Annotated in this window: 21 protein-coding genes and 1 tRNA gene; 3 read left to right on the top strand and 19 right to left on the bottom strand. The window is 70.3% G+C overall.

All coding sequences use genetic code 11. The features are described 5' to 3' along the window. Nucleotides 1-14 precede the first annotated feature (14 nt). Genes HEK131_RS04535 through HEK131_RS04545 form a run of 3 tightly spaced genes read right to left on the bottom strand, consistent with a single transcriptional unit; the run spans nucleotide 15 to nucleotide 3236 of the window. The gene (locus HEK131_RS04535; protein ID WP_244333750.1) at nucleotides 15-899 is read right to left on the bottom strand and encodes a carbohydrate ABC transporter permease; all 885 of its coding nucleotides are present in this window, start codon (nucleotides 897-899) and stop codon (nucleotides 15-17) included. Further along, on the bottom strand, nucleotides 886-1917 hold the full coding sequence (locus HEK131_RS04540; protein ID WP_217461683.1) for a carbohydrate ABC transporter permease: 1032 nt from the start codon (nucleotides 1915-1917) through the stop codon (nucleotides 886-888). The genes HEK131_RS04535 and HEK131_RS04540 overlap by 14 nt, the downstream gene beginning before the upstream one ends. Then, nucleotides 1914-3236 carry an ABC transporter substrate-binding protein gene (locus HEK131_RS04545; protein WP_244333751.1) on the bottom strand — a complete coding sequence of 441 codons (1323 nt, stop codon included), beginning with the start codon at nucleotides 3234-3236 and terminating at the stop codon, nucleotides 1914-1916. The genes HEK131_RS04540 and HEK131_RS04545 overlap by 4 nt, the downstream gene beginning before the upstream one ends. 310 nt (nucleotides 3237-3546) lie before the next feature. Here HEK131_RS04545 and HEK131_RS04550 point away from each other — a divergent pair, with 310 nt between their 5' ends. After that, nucleotides 3547-4605 carry a LacI family DNA-binding transcriptional regulator gene (locus tag HEK131_RS04550; RefSeq protein ID WP_244333752.1) on the top strand — a complete coding sequence of 353 codons (1059 nt, stop codon included), beginning with the start codon at nucleotides 3547-3549 and terminating at the stop codon, nucleotides 4603-4605. On the opposite strand, the gene HEK131_RS04555 is transcribed toward HEK131_RS04550, so the two are convergent. The 5 genes from HEK131_RS04555 to HEK131_RS04575 all read right to left on the bottom strand — a co-directional run bounded on the left by HEK131_RS04555 (nucleotide 4602) and on the right by HEK131_RS04575 (nucleotide 7914). Beyond that, on the bottom strand, nucleotides 4602-5072 hold the full coding sequence (locus HEK131_RS04555) for a hypothetical protein (RefSeq protein WP_244333753.1): 471 nt from the start codon (nucleotides 5070-5072) through the stop codon (nucleotides 4602-4604). The genes HEK131_RS04550 and HEK131_RS04555 overlap by 4 nt on opposite strands. Nucleotides 5073-5158: 86 nt before the next feature. Further along, nucleotides 5159-5231 (bottom strand) — tRNA-His (locus HEK131_RS04560). Between the two features lie 106 nt (nucleotides 5232-5337). Next, nucleotides 5338-5940: an oligoribonuclease gene (orn, locus tag HEK131_RS04565; protein WP_217461679.1), complete on the bottom strand. Its 603-nt coding sequence runs from the start codon at nucleotides 5938-5940 to the stop codon at nucleotides 5338-5340. A gap of 106 nt (nucleotides 5941-6046) precedes the next feature. Next, entirely contained in the window at nucleotides 6047-7270 is a 1224-nt protein-coding gene (locus HEK131_RS04570; RefSeq protein ID WP_244333754.1) for a helix-turn-helix domain-containing protein, read from the bottom strand. A gap of 386 nt (nucleotides 7271-7656) precedes the next feature. After that, the gene (locus HEK131_RS04575; RefSeq protein WP_244333755.1) at nucleotides 7657-7914 is read right to left on the bottom strand and encodes a hypothetical protein; all 258 of its coding nucleotides are present in this window, start codon (nucleotides 7912-7914) and stop codon (nucleotides 7657-7659) included. A gap of 314 nt (nucleotides 7915-8228) precedes the next feature. Between HEK131_RS04575 and HEK131_RS04580 the strand changes: the two genes are divergently transcribed. Further along, nucleotides 8229-8756, top strand: a complete 528-nt coding sequence (locus HEK131_RS04580; RefSeq protein WP_217461677.1) for a universal stress protein — start codon at nucleotides 8229-8231, stop codon at nucleotides 8754-8756. A gap of 233 nt (nucleotides 8757-8989) precedes the next feature. On the opposite strand, the gene glmS is transcribed toward HEK131_RS04580, so the two are convergent. Beyond that, a complete protein-coding gene (glmS, locus tag HEK131_RS04585; RefSeq protein ID WP_244333756.1) occupies nucleotides 8990-10807 on the bottom strand; it encodes a glutamine--fructose-6-phosphate transaminase (isomerizing) in 1818 nt (605 codons plus the stop codon). 25 nt (nucleotides 10808-10832) lie between these two features. After that, nucleotides 10833-11090, bottom strand: a complete 258-nt coding sequence (locus HEK131_RS04590; RefSeq protein WP_030816599.1) for a hypothetical protein — start codon at nucleotides 11088-11090, stop codon at nucleotides 10833-10835. Nucleotides 11091-11255: 165 nt separating this feature from the next. Here HEK131_RS04590 and HEK131_RS04595 point away from each other — a divergent pair, with 165 nt between their 5' ends. Then, the gene (locus HEK131_RS04595; RefSeq protein ID WP_244451937.1) at nucleotides 11256-12821 is read left to right on the top strand and encodes a purple acid phosphatase family protein; all 1566 of its coding nucleotides are present in this window, start codon (nucleotides 11256-11258) and stop codon (nucleotides 12819-12821) included. Nucleotides 12822-12895: 74 nt separating this feature from the next. On the opposite strand, the gene HEK131_RS04600 is transcribed toward HEK131_RS04595, so the two are convergent. From HEK131_RS04600 to HEK131_RS04640, 9 genes are all read right to left on the bottom strand, one after another. After that, nucleotides 12896-14668, bottom strand: a complete 1773-nt coding sequence (locus HEK131_RS04600; protein ID WP_244333757.1) for an IucA/IucC family protein — start codon at nucleotides 14666-14668, stop codon at nucleotides 12896-12898. After that, on the bottom strand, nucleotides 14665-15195 hold the full coding sequence (locus HEK131_RS04605; RefSeq protein WP_244333758.1) for a GNAT family N-acetyltransferase: 531 nt from the start codon (nucleotides 15193-15195) through the stop codon (nucleotides 14665-14667). The genes HEK131_RS04600 and HEK131_RS04605 overlap by 4 nt, the downstream gene beginning before the upstream one ends. Beyond that, nucleotides 15192-16466: a lysine N(6)-hydroxylase/L-ornithine N(5)-oxygenase family protein gene (locus tag HEK131_RS04610; RefSeq protein ID WP_217461672.1), complete on the bottom strand. Its 1275-nt coding sequence runs from the start codon at nucleotides 16464-16466 to the stop codon at nucleotides 15192-15194. The genes HEK131_RS04605 and HEK131_RS04610 overlap by 4 nt, the downstream gene beginning before the upstream one ends. After that, nucleotides 16450-17892 (bottom strand): lysine decarboxylase DesA, encoded by a 1443-nt coding sequence (gene desA / locus HEK131_RS04615; RefSeq protein WP_244333759.1) that lies wholly within the window; start codon nucleotides 17890-17892, stop codon nucleotides 16450-16452. Before desA ends, HEK131_RS04610 begins: the two co-directional genes overlap by 17 nt. Nucleotides 17893-18031: 139 nt before the next feature. Then, complete coding sequence (locus HEK131_RS04620; protein ID WP_244333760.1) at nucleotides 18032-18877, bottom strand: siderophore-interacting protein; 846 nt, start codon at nucleotides 18875-18877, stop codon at nucleotides 18032-18034. A gap of 42 nt (nucleotides 18878-18919) precedes the next feature. After that, entirely contained in the window at nucleotides 18920-19963 is a 1044-nt protein-coding gene (locus tag HEK131_RS04625; protein ID WP_244333761.1) for an ABC transporter substrate-binding protein, read from the bottom strand. A 321-nt stretch (nucleotides 19964-20284) separates the two neighbouring features. Next, nucleotides 20285-21445: an acyl-CoA dehydrogenase family protein gene (locus tag HEK131_RS04630; protein WP_244333762.1), complete on the bottom strand. Its 1161-nt coding sequence runs from the start codon at nucleotides 21443-21445 to the stop codon at nucleotides 20285-20287. A 5-nt stretch (nucleotides 21446-21450) separates the two neighbouring features. Beyond that, on the bottom strand, nucleotides 21451-22401 hold the full coding sequence (locus tag HEK131_RS04635) for a hydroxymethylglutaryl-CoA lyase (protein ID WP_244333763.1): 951 nt from the start codon (nucleotides 22399-22401) through the stop codon (nucleotides 21451-21453). Then, entirely contained in the window at nucleotides 22398-24338 is a 1941-nt protein-coding gene (locus HEK131_RS04640) for an acetyl-CoA carboxylase biotin carboxylase subunit (protein WP_244333764.1), read from the bottom strand. The genes HEK131_RS04635 and HEK131_RS04640 overlap by 4 nt, the downstream gene beginning before the upstream one ends.

Consider the following 24338-nt stretch of genomic DNA (forward strand, 5'->3'; position numbering starts at 1 on the left):
CTCCGTACGGCGGTTCAGCCCTTGATCGCGCCCTGCATGATGCCGCCCACGATCTGCTTGCCGAACAGCAGGAAGGCGATGAGCAGGGGCAGGGTGCCGAGCAGCGCGCCCGCCATGATGACCGCCTGGTCCGGGACGTAGCCGGTGCCGAGCGCGTTCAGGGCGACCTGCACGGTCGGGTTCTGCTGGTTCAGGGCGATGATCGGCCACAGGAAGTCGTTCCAGGCGAACACGAAGGTCAGCAGGCCGAGCACCGCCATCGCGGGCCGCGCCGCCGGGAACACCACGTGCCAGACGACCCTGAGACTGCTCGCGCCGTCGACCCGCGCCGCCTCGATCAGTTCGGTGGGCAGCGCCTGCACCAGGTACTGCCGCATGAAGAACGTGCCGAACGCGGTCACCAGGCTCGGCAGGATCACCGTCTGGAGCTGGTTGGACCAGCCGAGGTCGCTCATCCACAGGTACAGCGGTACGACGGCGAGCTGCGGCGGGATCATCATCGTGCCGATGGTCAGCAGCAACAGCAGGCCCGAGAACCGGAACCGCAGCTTGGCGAAGGCGAAGCCGGCCAGCGTGGAGAAGACCACCGTGCTGACCGTGATCGTGCCCGCGACGATCAGCGAGTTGAACATCGCCAGGCCGAGCCCGGCCTGGTCCCAGGCGGCCTCGAGGTTCTTGAACAGGTTGCCGCCGAACCACAGCGGCGGAGGGGACTGGGCGAGCCGCCGGTCGGTGCGCGAGGCCGCGACCGCCGTCCACACCAGCGGGGCCAGCGAGATCAGCGCGAACACGGTCAGCGCCACGTACGTCACCGGACCGGCGTGCAACTGCTTGCCCGCCTTCGTGGCCCGGCGCCGGCCCGTGCGCGCCTCGGGGAGAACGAGGTCACCGGTGGTCATCGGACCTCCTCAGCCATCGGGTCAGCAGCAGGTTGACCGCCGCGACGATCAGCAGGATCAGGAACATCGACCACGCGATCGCGGACGCCTTGCCGAGGTTGCCGATGATCCAGCCCTGGTCGTACATGTACAGCCCGAGCGTCTGGTACTGGTGCTCCGAGCCGCCCTTGGAACCGCTGACCCCGCCGAACAGCAGGGGCTCGCCGAAGAGCTGGGTGGCGCCGATGGTGGAGACCACGATCGTGAACAGCACCGTCGGCCGCAGTTGGGGGATCGTCACGTGCCAGAACTGCTGGCGCCGGTTGGCACCGTCGAGCGCGGCCGACTCGTACAGGTCCGCCGGGATGGCCTGCATCGCGGCCAGGTAGATCAGCGCGTTGTAGCCGGTCCAGCGCCAGATCACGATGGTCGACACCGCGAACTGCGAACCCCAGTCGGACTCACGCCAGTTGATGGCGTCCACCCCGAAGAAGTGGAGTATCCAGTTCACCATGCCGCCGTCCCACGAGTACAGCAGCGCGAACACCAGCGTCGCGGCCGCCACCGAGGTGGCGTACGGGGTCAGCATCACCACGCGCCACACGGTCGAGCCGCGCAGCCGGTAGTTGAGCATGTGGGCCAGCCAGAGCGCCGCCATCAGTTGCGGGACCGTGGAGATCACGCCGATGGTGAAGGTGTTCCGCAGGGCGTTCCAGAAGAAGTCCGAGGACAGCAGGTTGCGGTAGTTGTCCAGGCCCGCCCAGCTCTGGTGGTCCAGCGCGGACAACTGCACGTCGTGCAGCGAGTACCAGACCGTGTACAGCAGCGGGACCAGCGTGAACACGCCGAACAGCACGAAGAAGGGGGTCACGAACGCGTACGGCGACGCCTTCGTGTCCCAGCGGTACAGCCGGCTGCGCCAGGAGGGGGCGCCGTCCGGCGCACCGCGACCCCGAGCGCCCCGGACCGCGCCCGGCGGGATGCCGGGCGCGGTCTCGGCGCTCGACGCGTGATGCGCGAGAGCCTCTTTTGAGGTCACTGGCCGAGCACGTCCTTGATCTCCTTGGACGCGGCTTCCCAGCCCTGGGCCGGGGTCTTGCCCTTCTGCTCCACCTGGAGGATGCCGATGTCACTGATCGCGGTGTCGATCGGCTTGTCCTTCGGACCGAGCGGCTGGGCCGGGATGGTCTTGGCCGAGTCGGAGAAGATCTGGGTGAGCGGCGCGTTCGAGAAGTAGGCCGTGGTGTCGGCCTGCGGCTTCAGACCCGCGTACGCCGACGGGGTGGAGGGGAAGCTCGCCTGCTTGGCGAAGACCTTGGCCTGCTGCTCCGGCGCGGTCAGCCACTTGGCCAGCGCGACGGCCTCCTTCTGGTGCTTGCTCGCCGTCGGCACGCCGAGGAAGGAGCCGCCCCAGTTGGACGCGGTCGGCGCCGCCGCCACGTCCCACTTGCCCTTGCCGGAGTCGCCGGCCTTCTCGCCGATGTAGCCGAGCATCCAGGCGGGGCAGGCCAGCGAGGCGAAGCTGCCGTTGGCGAAGCCCTTGTCCCAGGTGGGGTCGAACTGCTTCAGCTTCGCGGACATGTCACTGGTGGCCACGCTCATCGCGGCGTCCCAGGCGTCCTTCACACCCTTGGACTTGTCCCAGACGACTTTGCCGTCCTTGTCGTAGTTCCGCTCCGTGGAACCGCCCAGGGACGCGTTGTACACCGAGGACGCCGAGTCGACGTACTTGGTGCCCTTCGGCGCCTTCTTCATGTACTGCTTGCCGAGGTCGACGTACTTGGACCAGTCGCCCTTCCACTGCTCGGCGAGCTTGGTGCGGTCGGTGGGCAGACCGGCCTTCTCGAAGAGGTCCTTGCGGTAGCAGATCGCCATCGGGCCGATGTCGACGCCGAGGCCGATCGTCCTGCCGTCCGCGGTGGTGGCCTGGGCGGTCTTCCAGTCCAGCCACTGGGACTTGTCGGCGTCCTTGCCGATGTCGACGAACTTGGCGGCCTGCGTCTGCACGGCCTCGGTGATGTTGCCGACCTCGATGGCCTGGATGTCGTCGGTGCCCGAGCCGGCCTGGAGGCGGGTGAGCACCTTCGGCCAGTACACGTCGGTGCGGGTGGTGACGTTCTCCTTGATGCTGATGTCCGGGTGCAGCTTCGTGTACTCGTCGTACAGACCGGCCTGCTTGTAGCCGAACACCCCGAAGGTGCCGACCGTCAGCGTGATCTTGCCGTTTCCGTCGCCGCCGCCCGCGTCCGACGAGCCGTCGTCCGAGTCACTGGCGCAGCCGGCCAGCAGACCCGTGGCCAGCGCGGCTGCGGCGACCATGGCCACCGTGCCGCGGGACCTGCGGATGCTCGTACGCATTGCGTCCTCCTGTTGCCTGACGTGCCGACCCCCCGGCCAACTGCATGGAAATCGCGTGGATCTGGGCCCGTTCGTACTCGCTGCGGCTCGGGCGGGGAACGTGCGGGATATGTAGGTGTCAGGTAGTGTGGGAGCGCTCCCACATGTGATGGGTTGAAGGTTCGTCCGTTCGGGACGGGGTGTCAAGGGAGTGCGCACGCCCAACGGCGTTCAGTTATCGGGCTGTTAACCGGGCGGCGGTGACGACCCGGTCCGGATGGCCACTGTTACATTCCAGGCCGGAGCTGGACGGCCGAGAGAGGCGGAGGCCATGGCGAGCCACGGAGCGCGGGGCGGCCGGAGCGGGGGGCGGCCCACGCTCGAAGAGGTGGCCGCCCGGGCCGGGGTCGGCCGCGGCACGGTCTCCCGGGTGATCAACGGCTCCCCGCGGGTCAGCGACACCACCCGCGCGGCCGTCGAAGCGGCGGTCGCGGAACTCGGGTACGTCCCCAACACCGCGGCCCGTGCCCTCGCGGCCAACCGCACCGACTCCATCGCGCTGGTCGTGCCCGAGCCGGAGACCCGGTTCTTCGCCGAGCCGTACTTCTCCGACATGCTGCGCGGGGTGGGGGCCGAACTGGCCGACACCGAGTGGCAGTTGCTGCTGATCTTCGCCAGCAGCGACCGGAAGCGGCAGCGGCTGGCGGAGTACCTCGCCGCGCACCGGGTGGACGGCGTCCTCCTGGTCTCCGTGCATGCCGACGACCCGCTGCCCGACCTGCTGGACCGGCTGGAGATTCCGGCCGTGATCAGCGGCCCCCGGTCGGCGGGGGAGACGCTCACCTCCGTGGACTCCGACAACTACGGCGGCGCACGCTCGGCCGTCGAGCACCTCCTCGGCCGAGGTCGCCGCCGCATCGCTCACATCACCGGCCGCCCGGACGTCTACGGCGCCCAGCGCCGCGTCGACGGCTACCGGGACGGGCTGCGGGGCGCGGGGCTGGAGGTGGACGAACTGCTGCTCGAACCGGGCGACTTCACCGAGGACGGCGGCCGCCGCGCGATGGCGGCCCTGCTGGCCCGCCGCCCCGACCTGGACGCGGTCTTCGCCGCTTCCGACGTCACGGCGGCGGGGGCCCGCCAGGCCCTGCGCGAAGCGGGCCGCCGCATCCCCGACGACGTGGCCCTCGTCGGCTACGACGACTCCGCCATCGCCCGCCACATGGACCCGCCCCTCACCAGCGTCCGCCAGCCCATAGAGGAGATGGGCCGCGCCATGATCGACCTCCTCCTGGCCGAGATCGCGGACCGCCGCCCGGCTGGGACGCGGGGGCTGGAGCGCAGGCACGCGGTGCTGGCCACGGAGCTGGTGGGCCGGGAATCGTCCTAGGGGGTGTCGCGCCGAAGGCGTGCCGCCCCTCCGGTGTGGGCCGTTGAGGCGGGCGACCTCCGGTCGGGGTCGTCCTCGTGTGTCAGACGGCCGTCGGTCAGGTGCCAGAGGCGCTCGTGGGGAGTGAGCCGCCAGGTCTCGGTGGCGGCGCTCTCCTCGGCGATCCACTCGTGGAGCCGCGGGAGGGCCTGGGCGCGCAGCACGTCGCGGACGGCGGCGCGTTCCCCGGCGGCGACCGGGTGGACGTCCACGCGGAAGCCGACCGAGTCCGGGTGCATCCCCCTGCCGTGGTTGCGGGAGAGAGGGGCTACCCATGCCGCGCCCAGGACGATGGTCCCGCTGTCGAGGCCCGTGAGGAAGCGCAGCTCCGTGATCCGGCTCATCAGGGGGCCGAGGTGGGCGGAGACGTCCGTGGTCGTCAGGGGCCAGGCGCGGTCGCGGGGGAGGCGGCGGTTTCGTGCGGACATGACACGCAGGATGGCAGGGGGGAACGTGGCGCGGAAACGACTTTGGGGCCGATCCGTCGAAACGGATCGGCCCCAAAGTCCTACAGGGTGAGTGACGGGACTTGAACCCGCGACTTCCTGGACCACAACCAGGTGCTCTACCAGCTGAGCTACACCCACCACGACCGGCGGTGGAACTTGTCGTTTCCCCGACCGGCCGAGAAGAAGTCTACAGGGTCCAGAGGGGTGCTCGCGCACACGTTTCCGCGCACGCGTTCCCGGTGGGCTACGAAGGCGGCAGGACGTACTTCGCCGCGATGGTCTTCGCGGTGTCGGAGTCCGGGCCGGGCTGCGGGACGAAGACCGCCTCGCGGTAGTAGCGCAGCTCGGCGATGGACTCGCGGATGTCGGCCAGCGCCCGGTGGTTGCCGTTCTTCTCCGGGCTGTTGAAGTACGCCCTCGGGTACCAGCGCCGGGCCAGCTCCTTGACCGAGGACACGTCGACGATCCGGTAGTGGAGGTGGGCCTCCAGTGTGGGCATGTCGCGCAGCAGGAAGCCGCGGTCGGTGCCGACGGAGTTGCCGCACAACGGGGCCTTGCCGGGCTCCTTGACGTGCTCCCGGATGTAGGCGAGCACCTGCTCCTCGGCGTCGGCGAGCGTGGTGCCGCCGGCCAGCTCCTCCAGCAGGCCGGAGGCGGTGTGCATCTGGCGCACCACCTCGGGCATCGTCTCCAGCGCGGAGTCCGGCGGGCGGATGACGATGTCCACCCCTTCGCCGAGCACGTTCAGCTCGGAGTCGGTGACGAGGGCGGCCACCTCGATGAGCGCGTCGTCGGACAGCGAGAGGCCGGTCATCTCGCAGTCGATCCACACCATGCGATCGTTCATGTGTCTCACCTTAAGGGGACCCGGACCCGCCCGGACCCGCCCGTACGCACGGAGAAGGGGGTGGGGGAGGCCGAGCCTCCTCCCACCCCCTTCTCGCCGGTGATGCTCAGCCGCCTCCGCGCGGCCCCGGCAGCAGACTCACCGCGCCCGCGTGGCGACGGCTCTGCAGCGGCACCCCGCCGTCCCGGTCCTGGTGCAGGACCGAGGGCACGGGGGTCACCGGGCCGTGACCGGGCAGCCCGGCCGCGGCCGGACCCTGCGGCACACCGTGCTGCGCGAGCTGCTGCTCCTGCTCGATCTGCCGCTCACCCTGCGGCCTGCGGGCCCGGTAGGCGGCCCGGTAGGTCGCGGGCGACGAGCCGAGCTGGCGGCGGAAGTGCCCGCGCAGCGCGACCGGCGAGCGGAAGCCGCAGCGGCCCGCGACCTCGTCCACGGAGTAGTCGGAGGTCTCCAGCAGCCGCTGCGCCTGGAGCACCCGCTGGGTGATCAGCCACTGCAGCGGCGCACTGCCGGTAAGCGAGCGGAACCTGCGGTCGAACGTACGGCGGCTCATGTAGGCGCGTGCCGCCAGCGTCTCCACGTCGAACTGCTCGTGGAGGTGTTCCAGCGCCCAGGCGACGACCTCGGCCAGCGGGTCGGCGCCGATCTCCTCGGGTAAAGACCTGTCGAGGTAGCGCTCCTGACCGCCGCTGCGGCGGGGCGGCACCACCAGGCGGCGGGCCAGCGCACCGGCGGCCTCGTTGCCGTGGTCCGTCCGCACGATGTGCAGACACAGGTCGATCCCGGCCGCCGTACCGGCCGAGGTGAGCACGTCGCCGTCGTCGACGAACAGCTCACGCGGATCGACGTGCACCGACGGATAGCGCTTGGCCAGCGTCGGCGCGTACATCCAGTGGGTGGTGGCCGGGCGGCCGTCCAGCAGGCCGGCCGCGGCCAGGACGAACGCCCCGGTGCACAGGCCGACGATGCGGGCCCCCTCCTCGTGCGCCCGGCGCAGCGCGTCGAGCGCCTCCTCCGGTGGCGGCGAGGTGATCGAGCGCCAGGCCGGTACGACGACCGTGCCCGCACGGGAGATCGCCTCCAGCCCATGTGGCGCGGTGAGTTCCAGGCCCCCTGTGGTCCGCAGCGGGCCGTCCTCGCCGGCGCACACCAGCAGTCGGTAGCGCGGCACTCCGGCGTCCTGGCGGTCGATCCCGAACACCGAAAGCGGTATGGAACTCTCGAAGATGGGGCCGCCGCTGAACAGCAGCACCGCGACGATCTCCTTGCGGCGTCGCCCGGCCAGTTTCCGGACAGCGGCTTCCGGCGCGGCGGTGGAGTCGTGGCTCATACTGCTAAGCCCCCCTCGGTGGTCGCGGCTCCCTTTACGCTTCGGGTCTGTCGCTCCTGCACGTTTCCCCTCGGTCCTGCACGAGTCCCCCGCCGTAAGACATCAAGATCGAATCTACTGGCTCCCGCGGTCTGCCGGTGGCCAGTTCCACACGCGGTGCATTGTCGACATGACAACTTGGCGTGAAGCATTCGATCACGAAGGGTTGCACTCGTGGGGCGTGCAGGGAAGTACGCCTCCACGGGGTGGCCAAACCGCATAGGGTGCGACGGGTCGGACGACCCTTGTTTGTGCAGGTGGAACGGGGGTTGAGGGGTGGTTGGAACCCCTCCGGAGCGATATTCAGAACTTGGCTGAAAAGCAGCGTTCGAGGGTGTGGAAACCGGTCAGTCGACCGGTGTACCAGCCCTCCTGTGATCTGCGACTCGCCGTGCGGCCTCCCGCAGCGAGCGATGGAACAGCAGCCGGCACGCACCGGTGACCGCCCCCAGGCCCACCCCCGCGCCCACGGCCAGGGTGGGCGCCGTACCGCACCACAGCAGGATCACCGGTACCAGTACGCAGCAGAGGGCCGCCCAGCGGATCACCTCACGCGCGGTGTCCGATCCGGGTGCGGACCGGTGCGCGGGGCGGGCTGCGGGCATCTGCGGGCTCCCTGGGGGCGGCGGTTCAGGGGGTTCAACGCGCGGACGGCCGGACGGTCACCCCCTTGATGCACGGGTCCCGGCAAAACGCCTGTACGGGGCAGCGACCATTGCGTAAGGGGCGCCGCTCGTGCATGCTCCGGGGAACCCCTCGGGACTTCCCGGAGGGCCGCTCACGGAGCGTGTGCGTGAACTGCGACTGGGAGGCGTGCCGCCGTACCCTTGAGGGTATGGGGATGGGAAGACGTTTCCCGGACACAGCTCCGCCGCACGATGTTCCCCCTCCATACAAGGATCACGACGCCGAGACAGCCATGGCCGGTCACGAATTCTTCGAACCCGCGGACCGCAAGCGGCCGGTAGCCGAACCCACGGCGGCCGAGCCCCTGGCGGCGGAAGAGGCACGCCCTTCCTGCGATCCCGCCTTCAAGCACGGAGTGGTCGTCGGCTTCGACGGCTCCACCTCCAGCGAGCGCGCCCTCGCCTACGCCGTCGGCATGGCCCACCGCTCCGGTTCGGGCCTGATCATCGTCCACGTGGCCAACCGGCTGCCCACCACGGTGTGGGCGGGCTGTGAGCCGCCCGTCTTCGTGGACGTCCCCGACCACCGCACCGAGGTGCTCGGTCTGGAGCTGGCCTGCGCCGACCACTTGAGCGAGGTGCCGTGGATCCTGGTGGAGCGCGGCGGCGACATCTGCCATGAACTGGAGGAGGTCGGGCGGGAGTACGAGGCGGACGCGATCGTCGTCGGCTCCACGCACGGCATCGCCGGGCGGATCTTCGGCTCCGTGGCCGGCCGGCTCACCAAGCGGGCCCGGCGGCCCGTGATCGTGATCCCCTGACGCCTCAACTTCCTCTGCGATCGCCCCACTTCCCGCTCCGTGAAGCTACTCGCGCGTAGAGGTGTCCCTCATGCCCGTGCCGGGCATACAACGGCCGACGCCGCAGGCGAGTCGTGCTGCCGGCCGGGGGGTGACGGCCACCGGCCGAGGACAGCGGCACGGGCAGCGGCACGGAAACGGACCCCCACGACGGCTCGCGCGAGGGTCCGTTTCTTTGTGTCCGGGGGCGTGGACTACTCCACGGTCACCGACTTGGCCAGGTTGCGCGGCTTGTCGATGTCGCGGCCCAGGACCTTCGCCGCGTGGTAGGCGAGGAGCTGGAGCGGGATGCCCATGAGGATCGGGTCCAGCTCGTCCTCGTTCTTCGGGACCACGATGGTCCGGTCCGCCTTCTCCTGCTCCTGGTGGGCGACCGCGAGGATCTTGCCGCTGCGGGCCTTGATCTCCTCCAGCGCGGCGCGGTTCTTCTCCAGCAGGTCGTCGTCGGGGACGATGGCGACCGTCGGCAGGGCGGGCTCGATCAGGGCCAGCGGGCCGTGCTTCAGCTCGGAGGCGGGGTACGCCTCGGCGTGGATGTAGGTGATCTCCTTGAGCTTCAGGGAGGCCTCGCGGGCGACCGGGTAGCCCCGGACCCGGCCGATGAAGAGCATCGAGCGGCTCTCCGCGTACTCCTCGGCCAGCTCGCGGACCTGCTCCTCCTGCTTGAGGATCTCGGCGATCTGTCCGGGCAGCTTGCGCAGGCCCTCGATGATCCGCTTGCCGTCGCGCACGGACAGGTCGCGGGTGCGGCCCAGGTGCAGCGCGAGCAGCGCGAAGGCGACCGTGGTGTTGGTGAAGCACTTGGTGGAGACCACGCACACCTCGGGACCGGCGTGCACGTAGATGCCGCCGTCGGCCTCGCGGGCGATGGCCGAGCCGACCACGTTGACCACACCGAGGACGCGGGCGCCCTTGCGCTTCAGCTCCTGCACGGCGGCCAGCACGTCGTACGTCTCACCGGACTGGGAGACCGCGATGTACAGGGTGTCGGGGTCGACGACCGGGTTGCGGTAGCGGAACTCGGACGCCGGCTCGGCGTCGGCGGGGATGCGGGCCAGCTCCTCGATCATCTGGGCGCCGATCATGCCCGCGTGGTACGAGGTGCCGCAGCCGAGGATCTTCACGCGGCGGATGCGGCGCGCCTCGCGGGCGTCCAGGTTGAGACCGCCCAGGTGCACGGTGGAGAAGCGGTCGTCGATGCGGCCGCGCAGCACGCGGTCCACGGCATCGGCCTGCTCGTGGATCTCCTTGTGCATGTAGGTGTCGTGGCCGCCCATGTCGTAGGAGGCGGCCTCCCACTCCACGGTGGTGGGCTCGGCGCTGGTGCGGGTGCCCTCGGTGGTGTAGGTGCGGAAGTCGTCGGCCTTCAGGGTGGCCATCTCGCCGTCGTCCAGGGTGACGATCTGCCGGGTGTGGGTGACCAGGGCGGCGATGTCCGAGGCGACGAACATCTCCTTCTCGCCGATGCCGAGGACGACCGGGGAGCCGTTGCGGGCCACCACGATGCGGTCGGGGAAGTCGGCGTGCATCACGGCGATGCCGTAGGTGCCCTCGACCAGGCGGAGCGCTTCGCGGACCTTGTCCTCGAGCTTCTCGGCCTCGGAGCGGGCGATCAGGTGGGTGAGCACCTCGGTGTCGGTGTCGGAGAGGAACTCCACACCGTCCGCCTCCAGCTTGCGGCGCAGGTCGGAGGCGTTGTCGATGATGCCGTTGTGGACGACGGCGACCTTGTCGTCGGCCGACATGTGCGGGTGGGCGTTCACATCGGAGGGGGCGCCGTGGGTGGCCCAGCGGGTGTGGGCGATGCCGGTGGTGCCCTTGAAGCGCGCGGGGACCTTGGCCTCCAGGTCACGCACCCGGCCCTTGGCCTTGACCATCTTCAGGCCCGCCGTCTTGGGGGAGGTGACGACGATGCCGGCCGAGTCGTAGCCGCGGTACTCCAGGCGCTGGAGACCTTCCAGCAGCAGGGGAGCGACGTCCCGCTTACCGATGTATCCGACAATTCCGCACATGTGTTAGCTCCCTCACCCTGGCTTCTCAGCCGTAGACCATGCGGCGCAACTGCCTGAGCGTGAGCTCCGGCGGTGCCACCGCGCGGTATTTCAGGTCCGCATCGATCCGTTCGAAGATCGCCGCGTTCTGCAGACCCTGGGCCTGCAGTTCTCGGTGTCGACGACGGACGTAGTCCTGGGTCGTCTCGTCGAAGAAGGCGAGCACGTCCTGTATCACTCGCAGCGCCTCGCCCCGGCTGAGCGGGGTGGAGCGCGTCAAATGATCGACAAGTTCCTCGTGCACCCGGTAGATCTTCGGGTACGGACGCCGGTTTCGCAAGAATCGTGCCCGATTCCGGGCAAGCACCTGTTGGTGTGCTCATGGGCGGCTGTTCGCCCGGTGTCCACGTCCCGTCCCGGACCGTGTTGCCGTCGGGCCCGAGTTTTGGGGGTCATGGACATACCTCGCATGGGCGTACCCGAGAAGCTGGCCGAGCGGATGAGCATGGCCGAGCGGCACGAGTACCTGCGGAGCAGATTCTCCCGGCGCACCCTGATCAGGGGTGGCGCGGTCACCCTGGGCACCGTCGCGGGCGGCGCCTTCGTGCCCGGCGCCGCGCCCCCGGCCGCCGCCGCGACGCCGGCTCCCCGGCGGGCCGCCGAGCAGGTGGACGGCGCGCTGGCCGCCCCCTTCGGCCGCCACCTGGCCTGGGGCAACGACCCGCGCACCGAGATCACCGTCTCCTGGCAGGTGCCGGTCGCGGTCAAGCGCCCCTTCATCCGCGTCGGCGCCCACCCCTGGGACCTCTCCCGCAAGATCGACGCCGAGGTTCGCACCTTGCACACCCCGGCCGGGGTCGGTGCGAGCGGCGACCACACCCAGTACTACGTGCACGCGAGGCTCAGCCGTCTGCGCCCCGGCCAGACCTATTACTACGGCGTCGGCCACCACGGCTTCGACCCCGCCGAGCCCCACCTGCTCGGCACCCTCGGCACCTTCACCACCGCCCCCGCCCACAAGGCGCCCTTCACCTTCACCGCCTTCGGCGACGAGGGCGTCGGCTACCACGGCCTGGCCAACAACGCCCTGATCCTCGGCCAGAACCCCGCCTTCCACCTGCACGCGGGCGACATCGCCTACGGCGACCCCGCCGGCGCGGGCAAGACCACCGACACCGGCTTCGACTCACGCACCTGGGACCAGTTCCTGCACCAGACCGAGTCCGTCGCCAAGCAGATCCCCTGGATGCCCGCCTACGGCAACCACGACATGGAGGCCTGGTACTCGCCCAACGGCTATGGCGGTGAGGAGGCCCGCTGGTCCCTCCCGGACAACGGCCCCGACGCGGCCAACCTGCCCGGCGTCTACTCCTTCGTCTACGGCAACACCGCCGTCATCTCGCTCGACGCCAACGACATCTCCTACGAGATCCCGGCCAACCTCGGCATCTCCGGCGGCACGCAGACGACATGGCTGGAGGCCCAGCTCAAGAGGTACCGGGCCGCGCGGGACGTCGACTTCGTGGTGGTCTTCTTCCACCACTGCGCCTACTGCACCTCCACCGCCCACGCCTCCGAGGGCGGGGTCCGCCAGGAGTGGGTGCCGCTGTTCGAGAAGTACACGGTCGACCTGGTCATCAACGGCCACAACCACCAGTACGAGCGCACCGACGTGATCAAGGGCGACACGGTCGTCAAGAAGCTGCCCATCGGCGGCACCGCCTACCCCGAGACCGAGGGCGTCGTCTACGTCACCGCGGGCGCGGCCGGCCGCAGCCTGTACGCCTTCACCGCCCCCGACACCTACGAGGGACACGAGAAGGAGACCGAGTCCGTCGCCTCCTTCGTCAACCTCAAGGACGGCAAGCGGTCCGAGACCGTCGCCTGGTCCCGCGTGCGCTACCTCGACTACTCCTTCCTCCGCGTGGACGTCACGCCCGCCCCCAGGGGCCGGCACACCACGCTGACCGTGTCCGGCATCGCCGAGACCGGTGAGCGGATCGACCACTTCACGGTGGCCCGCCGCGCCAAGTAGCCGGGCAGGCGGAAACAGGGGTACGGGCACCCCGGAGGACCGTCTCCGGGGTGCCCGTGGTCTCGTGCGCTCCCTCAGCGCCCGGCGAGCGGGTTCTGAAGGGTGCCGATGAGCTGGAGCGCGCCGGACGGGTCGGCGAGGTCCACCATCTGCCTGTTGTTCCGGAGCTGGAGCCTGTTCAGGCAGGACAGCGCGAACTGGGGGGCGAACATGTCGTACAGCTCGAACTTCTCCGCGAGCTGCGGGTTCGCCGTCTGGTACTCGCGGGTGATCTCCGCGACCGTGTCCCAGAACTCGTCCTCGCCGAGCACGCCGTCGGCGGCGAGATCGGCGGCGAGGAAGCGGAAGAAGCAGTCGAAGACATCGGTGAAGATCGACAGCAGCTTCTTGTCCTCGGGGACCTCCACCCGGATGCGCCGGACCTCCGGCGGCAGGGCCGCGTCCGGATCCATGACGGCGATCTCCTCGGCGATGTCCTTGTACACCGCCCGCCGGACCGCGCCGTCCTTCAGCACCAGGATGACGTTCTCGCCGTGCGGCATGAACACCAGGTCATAGGCGTAGAAGCTGTGCAGCAGCGGGACGTAGTAGGCCCGCAGGTAGTCGCGCAGCCATGCGGCCGGCGCCTGGCCGGAGCGCTCGATCAGCGCGCCCGCGAAGGAGGCGCCGTCGTGGTCGACGTGCAGCAGGGAGGCCATGGTCGCCAGCGACTCGCCCTCGCCGAGGGAGGCCACCGGGCTCTCCCGCCACAGCGCGGCCAGCATCTTGCGGTAGGGGGAGTGGCGGTCGGTCGCCCGCTCGTACTCCAGGTGCCGGTAGCCGACGGCCGCCTGCTCGCGGATGATCGTGAGGCCGGTCGCCGCGAGCACCGGGTCGTTCTCGATCAGCCGGGCCAGCCAGTCGTTGATCGCCGGGGTCGCCTCCATGTACGCGGCCGACAGACCGCGCATGAAGCCCATGTTGAGCACGGACAGCGCCGTCTTGACGTAACTCTTCTCCGGGTGCGTCCGGTTGAAGAACGTCCGGATGGACTGCTGGGCCAGGTACTCGTCGTCGCCCTCGCCCAGGCACACCAGGTTGCGCCGGGCCACCTCGGCCGCGAAGGTCACGCTGAGCTTGTTCCACCACTGCCAGGGGTGGACCGGGATCAGCAGGTAGTCGTCCGCGTCCAGGCCCTGCCCGGTGAGCACGCCCCGGAACCGCTCCAGGGTCGCCTCGCCCAGCTCGCGCCGGAAGAACTCCTCGTACTCGACGCCCGCGCCGGCGGTGAACGCGGCGCGCGAGCGGTGGGCGGCCAGCCACACCAGCTTGACCGGGCTCGCCGCCTCCGGCGCGTACGCCAGGTACTCGTGCACGCCGAAGCCGAGGCGGCCGTTGTTGGCCACGAAGCACGGGTGGCCCTCGGTCATCCCGGTCTCGATGTCCTGGAACGAGCCGCCGGCCAGTTCCTTCGCGCTCACGCGGGGCTTGGTCAGCTTGTAGCAGGTGCCGGACAGGGTGGAGGAGATCTCCTCCAGGTAGACCGGCAGGATCTCCTCGCTCAGCCCGAGGGTCTCCCGCAGCTCGATGAAGAAGTCCAGCGCGGCGAGTGGCAGTTCGGCGCCCTCGCGGTGCCGGGTGATGGAGTCGGCGTCCACCTGCCAGTGGTCCAGGCCCCGGCGGACGGCGGAGAAGCGGTACGAGGTGAGCTCGTCGTCACCGCGGACGACGTACCGCTCCTCCCCGTCCGGCTCGGGCGTGAGCAGCCGCTCGTGCGCGAACTCGGCGAGGGCCTTGCGGATCAGCAGGCGGTTGGCCTTCTCCCAGCGCTCGGGGGAGAGGTGGGCCACGGAGTCGGTCAGGGTCATGCCACGACCCCCGTCGCCGCCTCGAACTTCTCCCGCGTGCAGAAACTCAGCAAGGCCCGCTTCTCCGGCTTCTCCATCTCGCCCTCGGGCACGAACCCGACGGCCTCGTTCAGCGCGTGCACGGCCGTGTTGCGCACATCGGGCTCCACGACCACGCGCAGGGTGCGCGGGTCCGCGAACAGGTGGGCCATCACGGCGGTGATGACCCGCCGGGTGAACCCGTGCACGGGCCTGTCGGTGGGCGCCACCAGGAAGTGCATGCCGACATCGCCCGGCTGCGCCTCGTACAGCCCGGCCAGCTCGCGGTGCGCGGGGTCGTAGCTCTCCATCAGGAACACCGGCACCCCGTCGTCCAGACCGAGGAAGGCGTGGTGGTGCTCGTCGGCCGCGATCTCCATGTAGGCACGCTCGACGTCCACCAGCCGGGCGTCCTGCATCATCCAGAACGCGGCCTTCGGGTCGGTCACCCAGCCGTGCACCAGGCGCGCGTCCTTCAGGGGGTCGAGCGGGCGGATCGTGAAGGTCATACGGCGAACTCCTGGAAAGCGATGGTCTTCTCGACCGGGTAGTACTCCGAGCCGAGCAGCTCGCGGATGATGTAGGCGTTGCGGTAGGCACCCATGCCCAGGTCGGGGCTGGTGATGCTGTGGGTGTGGACGCCGGCGTTCTGGAGGAAGACGCCCCGGCCGGTGACGTCGATGGCGTAGTTGCGGGCCAGGTCGAAGTTGCCGTGGGTGTCGTAGCGCAGGCGGTCGCGGACCGGCTTCAGGAACTCCGGCTCGCGGTACTGGTAGCCGGTGGCCAGCACCAGGCCCTCGCTGGACAGCTCGTAGTCCTTGCCCTGCTCCTCCTGGCGGAGGGAGAGGGTGTACGTGCCGTGGTCGTAAGAGGCGCTGTTCAGCGAGGAGTTGGTGAGCAGGCGGGTCTGGACCGGGCCGCCGAGGTTCTTCTGGTAGAGCAGGTCGAAGATCTCGTTGATCAGCTCGCCGTCGATGCCCTTGAACAGGCCCTTCTGCTGGGCGGTGATCCGGTAGCGGGTGTCCTCGGGGAGCGCGTGGAAGTAGTCGACGTACTCCGGCGAGGTCATCTCCAGCGTGAGCTTGGTGTACTCCAGCGGGAAGAAGCGCGGGGAGCGGGTGACCCAGTTGAGCTGGTAGCCGTGGACGTCGATCTCGCTCAGCAGGTCCTGGTAGATCTCCGCCGCCGACTGCCCGCTGCCGACCAGGGTGATGGAGCGCTTCTTCTGCAGCTCCGCCTTGTTCGCCAGGTAGCGGGAGTTGTGGATGAAGTCGCCGCCCAGGCCCTCGCACGCCTCCGGGATGTACGGCGGGGTGCCGGTACCGAGCACCAGGTGCGTGGCGCGGTAGGTGTCACCGGCGTCGGTGTGCACCGCGTACACGCCGTCCTCGTACGTCACTTCGGTGACCGTGGTGCCGAAGCGGACGCTGGTCAGCTTGTTCGCGGCCCAGCGGCAGTAGTCGTCGTACTCGACGCGCAGCGGGTAGAAGTTCTCCCGGATGTAGAACGAGTACAGCCGGCCCTTCTCCTTCAGGTAGTTGAGGAAGGAGTAGGGCGAGGTCGGGTCGGCCAGGGTGACCAGGTCCGACATGAACGGCGTCTGGAGGTGGGCGCCGTCCAGGAACATCCCGGCGTGCCACTCGAAGTCGGGCTTGGAGTCGAGGAAGACGCCGTTCAGCTCCTCGATGGGCTCGGTGAGGCAGGCCAGGCCGAGGTTGAAGGGGCCGAGGCCGATCCCCACGAAGTCAAGGACGGGGCTGGCTTCAGGAAGCGCGGTCAAGGGACTCTCCCAGGTACTGCTCGGCGTGGCCGGCGATCAGGTCGAGGACGGCGGCGATGTCGTCGGCCGTGGTCTCGGGGTTGAGCAGGGTGAACTTCAGGTAGTGGCGGCCGCCGACCTTGGTGCCCGCGACCACGGCGTCGCCGGAGGCGAACAGGGCCTTGCGGGCGTAGAGGTTGGCGCGGTCGATCTCGGCCGGGTCGGTGACGGTCGCCGGGATGTAGCGGAAGACCAGGGTGGACAGCGAGGGCGCGACGACCACGTCGTAGCGCGGGTCGGCGGCGAGCAGCCGCCAGCCCTCCTGGGCCAGTTCGCAGACCTCGTCGAAGAGTTCGCCGATGCCGTCGGCGCCCATCACGCGCAGCGTCATCCACAGCTTGAGCGCGTCGAAGCGGCGGGTGGTCTGGAGGGACTTGTCGACCTGGTTGGGGATGCGCTCCTGCACCATGCGGCGGGGGTTCAGGTAGTCCGCGTGGTAGGTGGCGTGCCGCAGGGTGGCCGCGTCCCGGACCAGCACGGCGGAGGAACTCACCGGCTGGAAGAAGGACTTGTGGTAGTCGACGGTGACCGAGTCGGCGCGCTCGATGCCGTCGATGCGCCTCCGGTGCTTCAGCGAGGTGAGCAGTCCGCAGCCGTAGGCGGCGTCCACGTGCATCCACACATCGAACTGCGCGCAGAGTTCCGCGATTTCGGGGAGCGGGTCGATGGAGCCGAAGTCGGTGGTGCCCGCGGTGGCGACGACGGCCATCGGGACCAGGCCGTCCTGGACGCAGCGCTCCAGCTCGTGGGCGAGCGCGAGGGTGTGCATCCGCTTGTCGTGGTCGGCCGGGATGACGACGACCGAGTCCGGTCCGAGGCCGAGGAGTTTGGCGGACTTCTTGACGCTGAAGTGGCTGACCTCGGAGGTGAAGATCCGCAGTCGGCCGAAGGACTCGGCCTTGGTCTCCTCGCGGGCCAGCAGCAGGGCCTGGAGGTTGGACTGGGTGCCGCCGGAGGTGAACACGCCGTCGGCGGCGGGGCCGAGGCCGATGCGGGCGTTGGTCCAGTCGATCAGTTTCCGCTCGATGAGCGTGCCCCCGGCCGACTGGTCCCAGGTGTCCAGGGAGGAGTTGACCGCGGAGAGCACGGCCTCGCCGACCACCGCCGGGATGACGACCGGGCAGTTGAGGTGGGCGAGGTAGCGGGGGTGGTGGAAGTAGACGGCGTCGCGGAGGTAGACCTCCTCCAGCTCGTCCAGCGCGGCGGCGGTGTCGCCGAGCGGCCGGTCGAGATCGACGGAGTCGACGCGGGGAGCGAGGTCGTCGACGGTGATGCCGGTGAACGGGCTTGCGGCGGTGGCGAGTCTGGCCGCCACCCGCTCTACTCCTTCGGTCACGGAGCGGCGGTACGTCTCCGCGGTGAGGCCATTGAGCAGGTGCGAGCGCATGAGGGGGTCCTCCGAGGGAAAACACGAGGGGAGTGAAGTTCCGCGGCTTCAACTTAGGTAAGCCTAACCTAAGTTGAAGATCTCTAATCACACCTCTTCGGTGACGCACGTCACTCCAGGGGGGCGCTCCAGTCGCTCCCTACGCGGCGCTCGCGCGTAGCTGTTCTTCCGTCAGCCCCCGCCGCCAGTAGCCGACGAAGGTGACGCGCCGCCGGTCGGTGCCGCGCTCGCCGACGAAGTGCCGCCGCAGCTCCCGTACCTGGCCGGCCTCGCCCGCGAGCCAGACGTACGGGCTCGTGTGCGTGGGCAGTCCGGCCGCGCGCATCGCGTCCACGGCCGAGGGGGCGCCCTCGTGCCGCACCAGCCAGGTGATCCGGGCGTCCGCCGCGGTCCGCACGTCCTGGATGTCCCCGGCGTGCGGCACCTCCAGCCAGGCGTGCACGCGGGCGGACGCCGGCAGCGACTCCAGGACGGCGGTCGCGGCCGGTACGGCCGTCTCGTCGCCCCACAGCACGATCAGGTCGGTGTCCTCCGGCGGCCGGAAGCGGATGGCGCGGTTGTCGGCGAGGGCCGGACCGAGCAGCAGCACCCGGTCGCCCGCCACGGCCCCGGCCGCCCAGCGGGAGGCGGGCCCGGCCGGGACCGGGGCGCCGGGCTCGGTGCCGTGCAGCGCGAAGTCGATGTCGATCTCGTCCGGGTCGCGCCGCAGCGCCCGCAGGGTGTACGAGCGCATCACCGCCCGCACGTCGTCCGGGAGTTCACGCCAGCCGTGCCACCAGTCGTCGCCCAGTTCCAGCGGGACCACGGGTTCGCTCTGGCCCGGCTGCGGCAGGAACAGCGAGAGGGACTGGTCGCGGCCCTCGGAGTGGAACTCGCTCAGAGCGGGACCGGTGAAGGTGACGCGGAGCAGAGACGGACCGAGCCGCCTCGTCCGGGTCACCGAAAGGGCGAAGAAACGGAACGGGGCGGCTACGGCCGTCGTCATACGGGGCTCCTGAACGTCAGGAAGGGTTCAGATGGGCAGGTGCTAGCCGACCTTCTTGGCCGTCTCGATGGCCTTGGCGAGGTTCTCCAGCAGCGGGGCGCACTTGTCGTAGGACAGGATCGGCTCGGCGGAGCGGGGGATGACCTGGCCGGCCTTGACGGCGGGCAGCTTCTTCCAGGTGGCCTTGGTGATGTCGGCGGGCTGGATGGTCGAGGAGCGGTCGTCCATGATGATGATGTCGGCCGGGTACTTGTCGACGTTCTCCCAGCTCAGGGTCTCGAACCAGCCGCCGGTGGGCTTCTTGGCCGCCTCCGAGGGCTCGACGAACTTCACGCCGAGGGACTTGAAGTACTCCAGGTCCGCGGAGAGGTTGGTGCCGGAGACGTAGAACGCGTCCTGCGCGGCCGAGCCGGCCATCACCTTGATCTCGGGGCGGGACTTGGCCGCCTTGCGCAGCCGGGCCGCGGCCGCCTCGAAGCGCTTCTTGGCGTCCACGACCTTGGCCGACTTCGTGTCGGCGCCGAGGGACTCCGCCAGCTCCCACATGCGCTGGAGCGGGCCGGTGAGCGGGCGGTCGTAGACGGAGACGGCGACGCTGGGGGCCAGCTCGGCTATCTTCTCGGCGGACTCCAGCGGCACGTACCACAGCACGCCCTTGGGGTCGAAGGTCGTGGTGATGAGGACCTCGGGGGCGAAGGCCGCGTACTGCTCGACGTTGAACTGGTTGAAGACGTTGCCGAAGACGGTCAGCTTGCTGACGTCCATGTCGCCGGCCTGCACATCGGCCTTGCCGTCCTTGGTCTTCGTCGGGCCGAAGACGCCCTTGACCTCGATGCCGTAGTCGTACAGGGCGGCGGCGACACCGGTGAACGCGACGATCTTCGTGGGCACCGAGTCCAGCTTCACGGTCTGGCCGCGGTCGTCCTTGAAGCTCCACGCGCCGGCCTTGCCCGGCTTCGCCTGCCCCTCGGAGCCACTCTTGCCCTTGTCGTCACCGCACGCGGCGAGCGCGGCGCCGAGACCGAGGGCACCGCCCGCGGCGAGGATGCCGCGACGGGTGAGGTGGGTGGCACGGGTGTGGGACATGGGTGCGCTGCTTTCGACCAGGGCTGATCGCCCGCCGGACTGGTTCGTGGCAAGGTTAGCCTAACCTTGCCAGTTGTCCAGGGGTAGGCGGACGATCGCGCCCGGTCTCAGAACTTGTAGTTCGTCACCATGGCGTTGCCGTAGACGTCGTAGACGGACGCGTAGCCCTGCTCGGAGTCCTTCCAGGACGCGAACGCCTTGGCGATCGCCGCGGCGGCGCCCTGGGGGTCGGCCGCGGGCCAGGACCCTGTCCCGGCACCTCCCCGCCGACATCAGGCATCACGCGGGGACGCCGTCTTGCGCCCCCGCGTCAGGCCGCTCTCAGCCGGTCAGGCCCAACTCGCGGGCGATCAGCATGCGTTGGACCTCGCTCGTGCCCTCGCCGATCTCCAGGATCTTGGAGTCGCGCCACATGCGGGCCACCGGGTACTCGTTCATGAAGCCGTAGCCGCCGTGGATCTGGGTGGCTTCGCGGGCGTTGTCCACGGCGACCGTGGAGGAGTACAGCTTGGCGATGGCCGCCTCCTTCTTGAACGGCTCGCCCGCCACCAGCCGGGCCGCCGCGTCCCGCCAGGCGAGGCGGGCGGTGTGCGCCTTCATCTCCATGTCGGCCAGCTTGAACTGGATGGCCTGGTTGGCGCCGATCGGCCGGCCGAACGCCTGCCGCTCCTTGGCGTACCGCACCGACTCGTCCACACAGCCCTGCGCGAGCCCGGTGCCCAGCGCGGCGATGGCGATGCGGCCCTCGTCGAGGATGCGCAGGAACTGGGCGTAGCCGCGGCCCTCCTCGCCCAACAGGTTGGCGGCGGGGACACGGACGTCCTGGAAGGACAGCTCGCGGGTGTCCGAGGCGTTCCAGCCGACCTTGGAGTAGGGGGCGGCGACGGTGAAGCCGGGGGTGCCCGAGGGGACGATGATCGAGGAGATCAGCGGCTTGCCGTCCGGCTTGCGGCCGGTGACCGCCGTGACCGTCACCAGGCCGGTGATGTCGGTCCCGGAGTTGGTGATGAAGCACTTGGTGCCGTTGATGACCCATTCGTCGGTGTCCGGGTCGAGGCGGGCCGTCGTACGGGTCGCGCCCGCGTCCGATCCGCCGTCCGGCTCGGTCAGCCCGAACGCGCCCAGGATCTCGCCCGCGCACAGCCGGGGCAGCCACTCGGCCTTCTGCTCCTCGGTGCCGAACAGGTGGATCGGCATGGCCCCCAGCGAGACGCCCGCCTCCAGGGTGATGGCCACCGAGGAGTCGACCCGGGCCAGTTCCTCCAGCGCGATGCCCAGCGCCAGATAGTCGCCGCCCATCCCGCCGTACTCCTCCGGGAACGGCAGCCCGAACAGGCCCATGCGGCCCATCTCGCGGACGATCTCGTACGGGAACTCGTGCCGCTCGTAGAAGTCGCCGATCTTCGGCGCCACGACGTCGTGCGCGAACTCCTCCACCGTGCGGCGGAGTTCCTCCAGCTCGGAGCTGAGGCGGTGGTCCATGCTGATCACTGGTCCTTGTCGGGCTGTGTCGTGTTACCGAGGGCGCGGACGGTGCGGGAGGGGCTCGGGCGGCCCAGGTGGCCCGCCATCCAGACGCTGGTGGCGGTCAGCGCTTCGAGGTCGACCCCGGTCTCGATGCCGAGGCCGCGCAGCATCCAGACCAGGTCCTCGGTGGCGAGGTTGCCGGTGGCGGACTTGGCGTACGGGCAGCCGCCGAGGCCGCCCGCGGAGGCGTCGACGGTGGTGACGCCGTGCTGGAGCGCCGCGTAGGTGTTGGCGAGCGCCTGGCCGTACGTGTCGTGGAAGTGGACGCCCAGTCCGGCCGTCTGCAGGCCCGCCTCGTTCAGCAGGGTGAGCAGGGCGCGGACCTGGCCGGGGGTGGCGACGCCGATGGTGTCGCCGAGGCTCAGTTCGTCGCAGCCCATGTCCCTCAGGGCCGCGCACACCCGGACCACCTGGGGGAGCGGTACCTCGCTCTCCCAGGGGTCGCCGAAGCACATCGACACATAGCCGCGCACATGGGCGCCCGCGTCCTTCGCCTGCCGTACCACCGGCTCGAACACGGCCAGCGACTCGTCCACCGTGCGGTTGAGGTTGGCCTTGGCGAAGGACTCCGTCGCGCTGGCGAACACAGCGATGCGGCGGGCCCCGAGCGCCAGCGCCCGGTCCAGGCCGCGCTGGTTGGGCACCAGCACCGGGAGTTCGGCGTCCACATCGGAAAGCTGCGGGAAAAGCTCCTCGGCGTCCGCCAGTTGGGGCACCCACTTGGGGTGCACGAAGCTGGTCGCCTCGATGGTGGTCAGGCCCGCCTCGCGCAGCCGGCGGATGAACTCCGCCTTCACCTTGGTCGGTACGGCCGTCTTCTCGTTCTGCAGCCCGTCCCGCGCGCCCACCTCGTGGATACGGACCCGCGCGGGCAGGCCGGGCTCGGGGACGACCATGGGCAGCGCGCTCATTCCGTCTCCCCCTTCGGCTCCTTCGGCGCGATGACGGCCAGCACCTGGTCCATGGCGACCGTGCTGCCGGGCGTCACGTCGAGTTCGGCGACCGTGCCCGCGTGCGGGGCGGAGACGACGTGCTCCATCTTCATCGCCTCCACCACCAGCAGGCTCTGCCCGGCCTCGACCACGTCGCCCACGGCCACCTTCACCACCGTCACCGTGCCCGGCATGGGCGCGGTCAGCGAGTCGGCGCCCGCGTGCGCGGAGCGGCTCAGCGAGGCGGCGACCGGGTCGTGGTCGCGCACCTGCCAGGCGTCACCGTCCCGCCCGAGCCAGTCGGCGGCGCGGCGGAAGGTGTGGCGGACGCCGTCCAGGGTCACGGTCACCCGGTCGTCGGTGACCTCGGCAGCGCGGGCGGCCCGGGTGACGGGTTCGAGTCCCGCGACACGCAGCGGGAACGACACCGGCTTCGGGGTCCCGCTCAGCCGCCAGCCGTCCGGCACCGAGAAGGGGTCCACCCAGCCGTCGCCCGTGGGGCGCAGCTCCTCCAGGCGTACGGCCGCCGCAGCCTCGTAGACCTCCTCCGGGACCTCGTCCGGGATCAGGTCGTCCACCGCGCGCTCCACCAGCCCGGTGTCCAGCTCGCCCGCGACCACCGCGGGGTGCGCCAGCAGCCTGCGCAGGAAGCCCGCGTTGGTCGGGACGCCCAGCGTGACCGTCTCCGCCAGGGCGGCGCGCAGCTTGCGCAGGGCGGTCGCGCGGTCGGGGCCGTAGGCGATCACCTTGGACAGCATCGGGTCGTACAGGCTGCCGACCTCGGTGCCCTCGCTGAGCCCGGAGTCGGTGCGGACCCCGTCGCCCTGGGGCTCGGCCAGCAGCAGGACCGTGCCGCCCGAGGGGAGGAAGCCGCGGGAGGGGTCCTCGGCGCAGATGCGGGCCTCCACCGCGTGCCCGGTCAGGGTCACGTCCTCCTGGGCGAAGCCCAGCGGCTCACCGGCGGCGACCCGGAGCTGCCACTCGACCAGGTCGAGGCCGGTGATCAGCTCGGTGACCGGGTGCTCGACCTGGAGGCGGGTGTTCATCTCCATGAAGTAGTACGAGGACGGGTCGTTGCCCGGCACGATGAACTCCACCGTGCCCGCGCCCCGGTACCCGCACGAACGGGCCGCCTGCACGGCCGCCTCGCCCATCGCGGCGCGCGTCGCCTCGTCAAGGAGCACGCTCGGCGCCTCCTCGATGATCTTCTGGTGGCGCCGCTGGAGCGAGCACTCGCGCTCGCCGAGGTGGACCACGTTTCCGTGGCCGTCGGCGAGCACCTGGATCTCGATGTGCCTCGGGCGGTCGATCCACCGCTCAACCAGCAGGGTGTCGTCGCCGAAGGAGGCGCGGGCCTCGCGGCGGGCGGCCGCGATCTCCTCGGCCAGCGCGCTCTCGTCCCGCACCAGGCGCATGCCCTTGCCGCCGCCGCCCGCCGAGGGCTTGAGCAGCACCGGCATCCCGATCTCGCGGGCGGCGTCGGCCAGTTCGGCGTCGGTGAGCCCGCTGCCGCTGGACCCCGGCACGACCGGCACCCCGGCCGCCCGCACCGTCTCCTTGGCCCGGATCTTGTCGCCCATCAGGGCGATGGCGTCGGCGGACGGCCCGATGAAGACGAGCCCCGCCTCCTCGCAGGCGCGCGCGAAGCCGGCGTTCTCGGCGAGGAAGCCGTAGCCGGGGTGGACGGCCTGGGCGCCGGTGCGGGCGGCGGCCTCCAGCAGCCGCTCCACCGACAGATAGCTCTCCGAAGCCGGGGCGGGGCCGATCCGGACGGCCGTGTCGGCCTCCCGGACGTGCCGCGCGTCGGCGTCGGCGTCGGAGAAGACCGCCACCGAGCGCACGCCGAGCGCACGGAGCGTACGGACGACCCGTACGGCGATCTCGCCCCGGTTGGCGACCAGCACTGTGTCGAACAC

It is taken from the genome of Streptomyces seoulensis (assembly GCF_022846655.1).
Classification (GTDB): domain Bacteria; phylum Actinomycetota; class Actinomycetes; order Streptomycetales; family Streptomycetaceae; genus Streptomyces.

Excerpts from the sequence above, each read along its gene's own strand:
- HEK131_RS04620 (WP_244333760.1), bottom strand. The coding sequence starts at position 18,877 with ATGACGACGGCCGTAGCCGCCCCGTTCCGTTTCTTCGCCCTTTCGGTG.
- HEK131_RS04635 (WP_244333763.1), bottom strand. The coding sequence starts at position 22,401 with ATGAGCGCGCTGCCCATGGTCGTCCCCGAGCCCGGCCTGCCCGCGCGG.
- glmS (WP_244333756.1), bottom strand. The coding sequence starts at position 10,807 with ATGTGCGGAATTGTCGGATACATCGGTAAGCGGGACGTCGCTCCCCTG.
- HEK131_RS04630 (WP_244333762.1), bottom strand. The coding sequence starts at position 21,445 with ATGGACCACCGCCTCAGCTCCGAGCTGGAGGAACTCCGCCGCACGGTG.
- HEK131_RS04605 (WP_244333758.1), bottom strand. The coding sequence starts at position 15,195 with ATGACCTTCACGATCCGCCCGCTCGACCCCCTGAAGGACGCGCGCCTG.
- HEK131_RS04600 (WP_244333757.1), bottom strand. The coding sequence starts at position 14,668 with ATGACCCTGACCGACTCCGTGGCCCACCTCTCCCCCGAGCGCTGGGAG.
- desA (WP_244333759.1), bottom strand. The coding sequence starts at position 17,892 with ATGCGCTCGCACCTGCTCAATGGCCTCACCGCGGAGACGTACCGCCGC.
- HEK131_RS04550 (WP_244333752.1), top strand. The coding sequence starts at position 3,547 with ATGGCGAGCCACGGAGCGCGGGGCGGCCGGAGCGGGGGGCGGCCCACG.
- HEK131_RS04595 (WP_244451937.1), top strand. The coding sequence starts at position 11,256 with ATGGGCGTACCCGAGAAGCTGGCCGAGCGGATGAGCATGGCCGAGCGG.
- HEK131_RS04580 (WP_217461677.1), top strand. The coding sequence starts at position 8,229 with ATGGCCGGTCACGAATTCTTCGAACCCGCGGACCGCAAGCGGCCGGTA.
- HEK131_RS04575 (WP_244333755.1), bottom strand. The coding sequence starts at position 7,914 with ATGCCCGCAGCCCGCCCCGCGCACCGGTCCGCACCCGGATCGGACACC.
- HEK131_RS04570 (WP_244333754.1), bottom strand. The coding sequence starts at position 7,270 with ATGAGCCACGACTCCACCGCCGCGCCGGAAGCCGCTGTCCGGAAACTG.
- HEK131_RS04625 (WP_244333761.1), bottom strand. The coding sequence starts at position 19,963 with ATGTCCCACACCCGTGCCACCCACCTCACCCGTCGCGGCATCCTCGCC.
- HEK131_RS04545 (WP_244333751.1), bottom strand. The coding sequence starts at position 3,236 with ATGCGTACGAGCATCCGCAGGTCCCGCGGCACGGTGGCCATGGTCGCC.
- orn (WP_217461679.1), bottom strand. The coding sequence starts at position 5,940 with ATGAACGATCGCATGGTGTGGATCGACTGCGAGATGACCGGCCTCTCG.
- HEK131_RS04555 (WP_244333753.1), bottom strand. The coding sequence starts at position 5,072 with ATGTCCGCACGAAACCGCCGCCTCCCCCGCGACCGCGCCTGGCCCCTG.
- HEK131_RS04535 (WP_244333750.1), bottom strand. The coding sequence starts at position 899 with ATGACCACCGGTGACCTCGTTCTCCCCGAGGCGCGCACGGGCCGGCGC.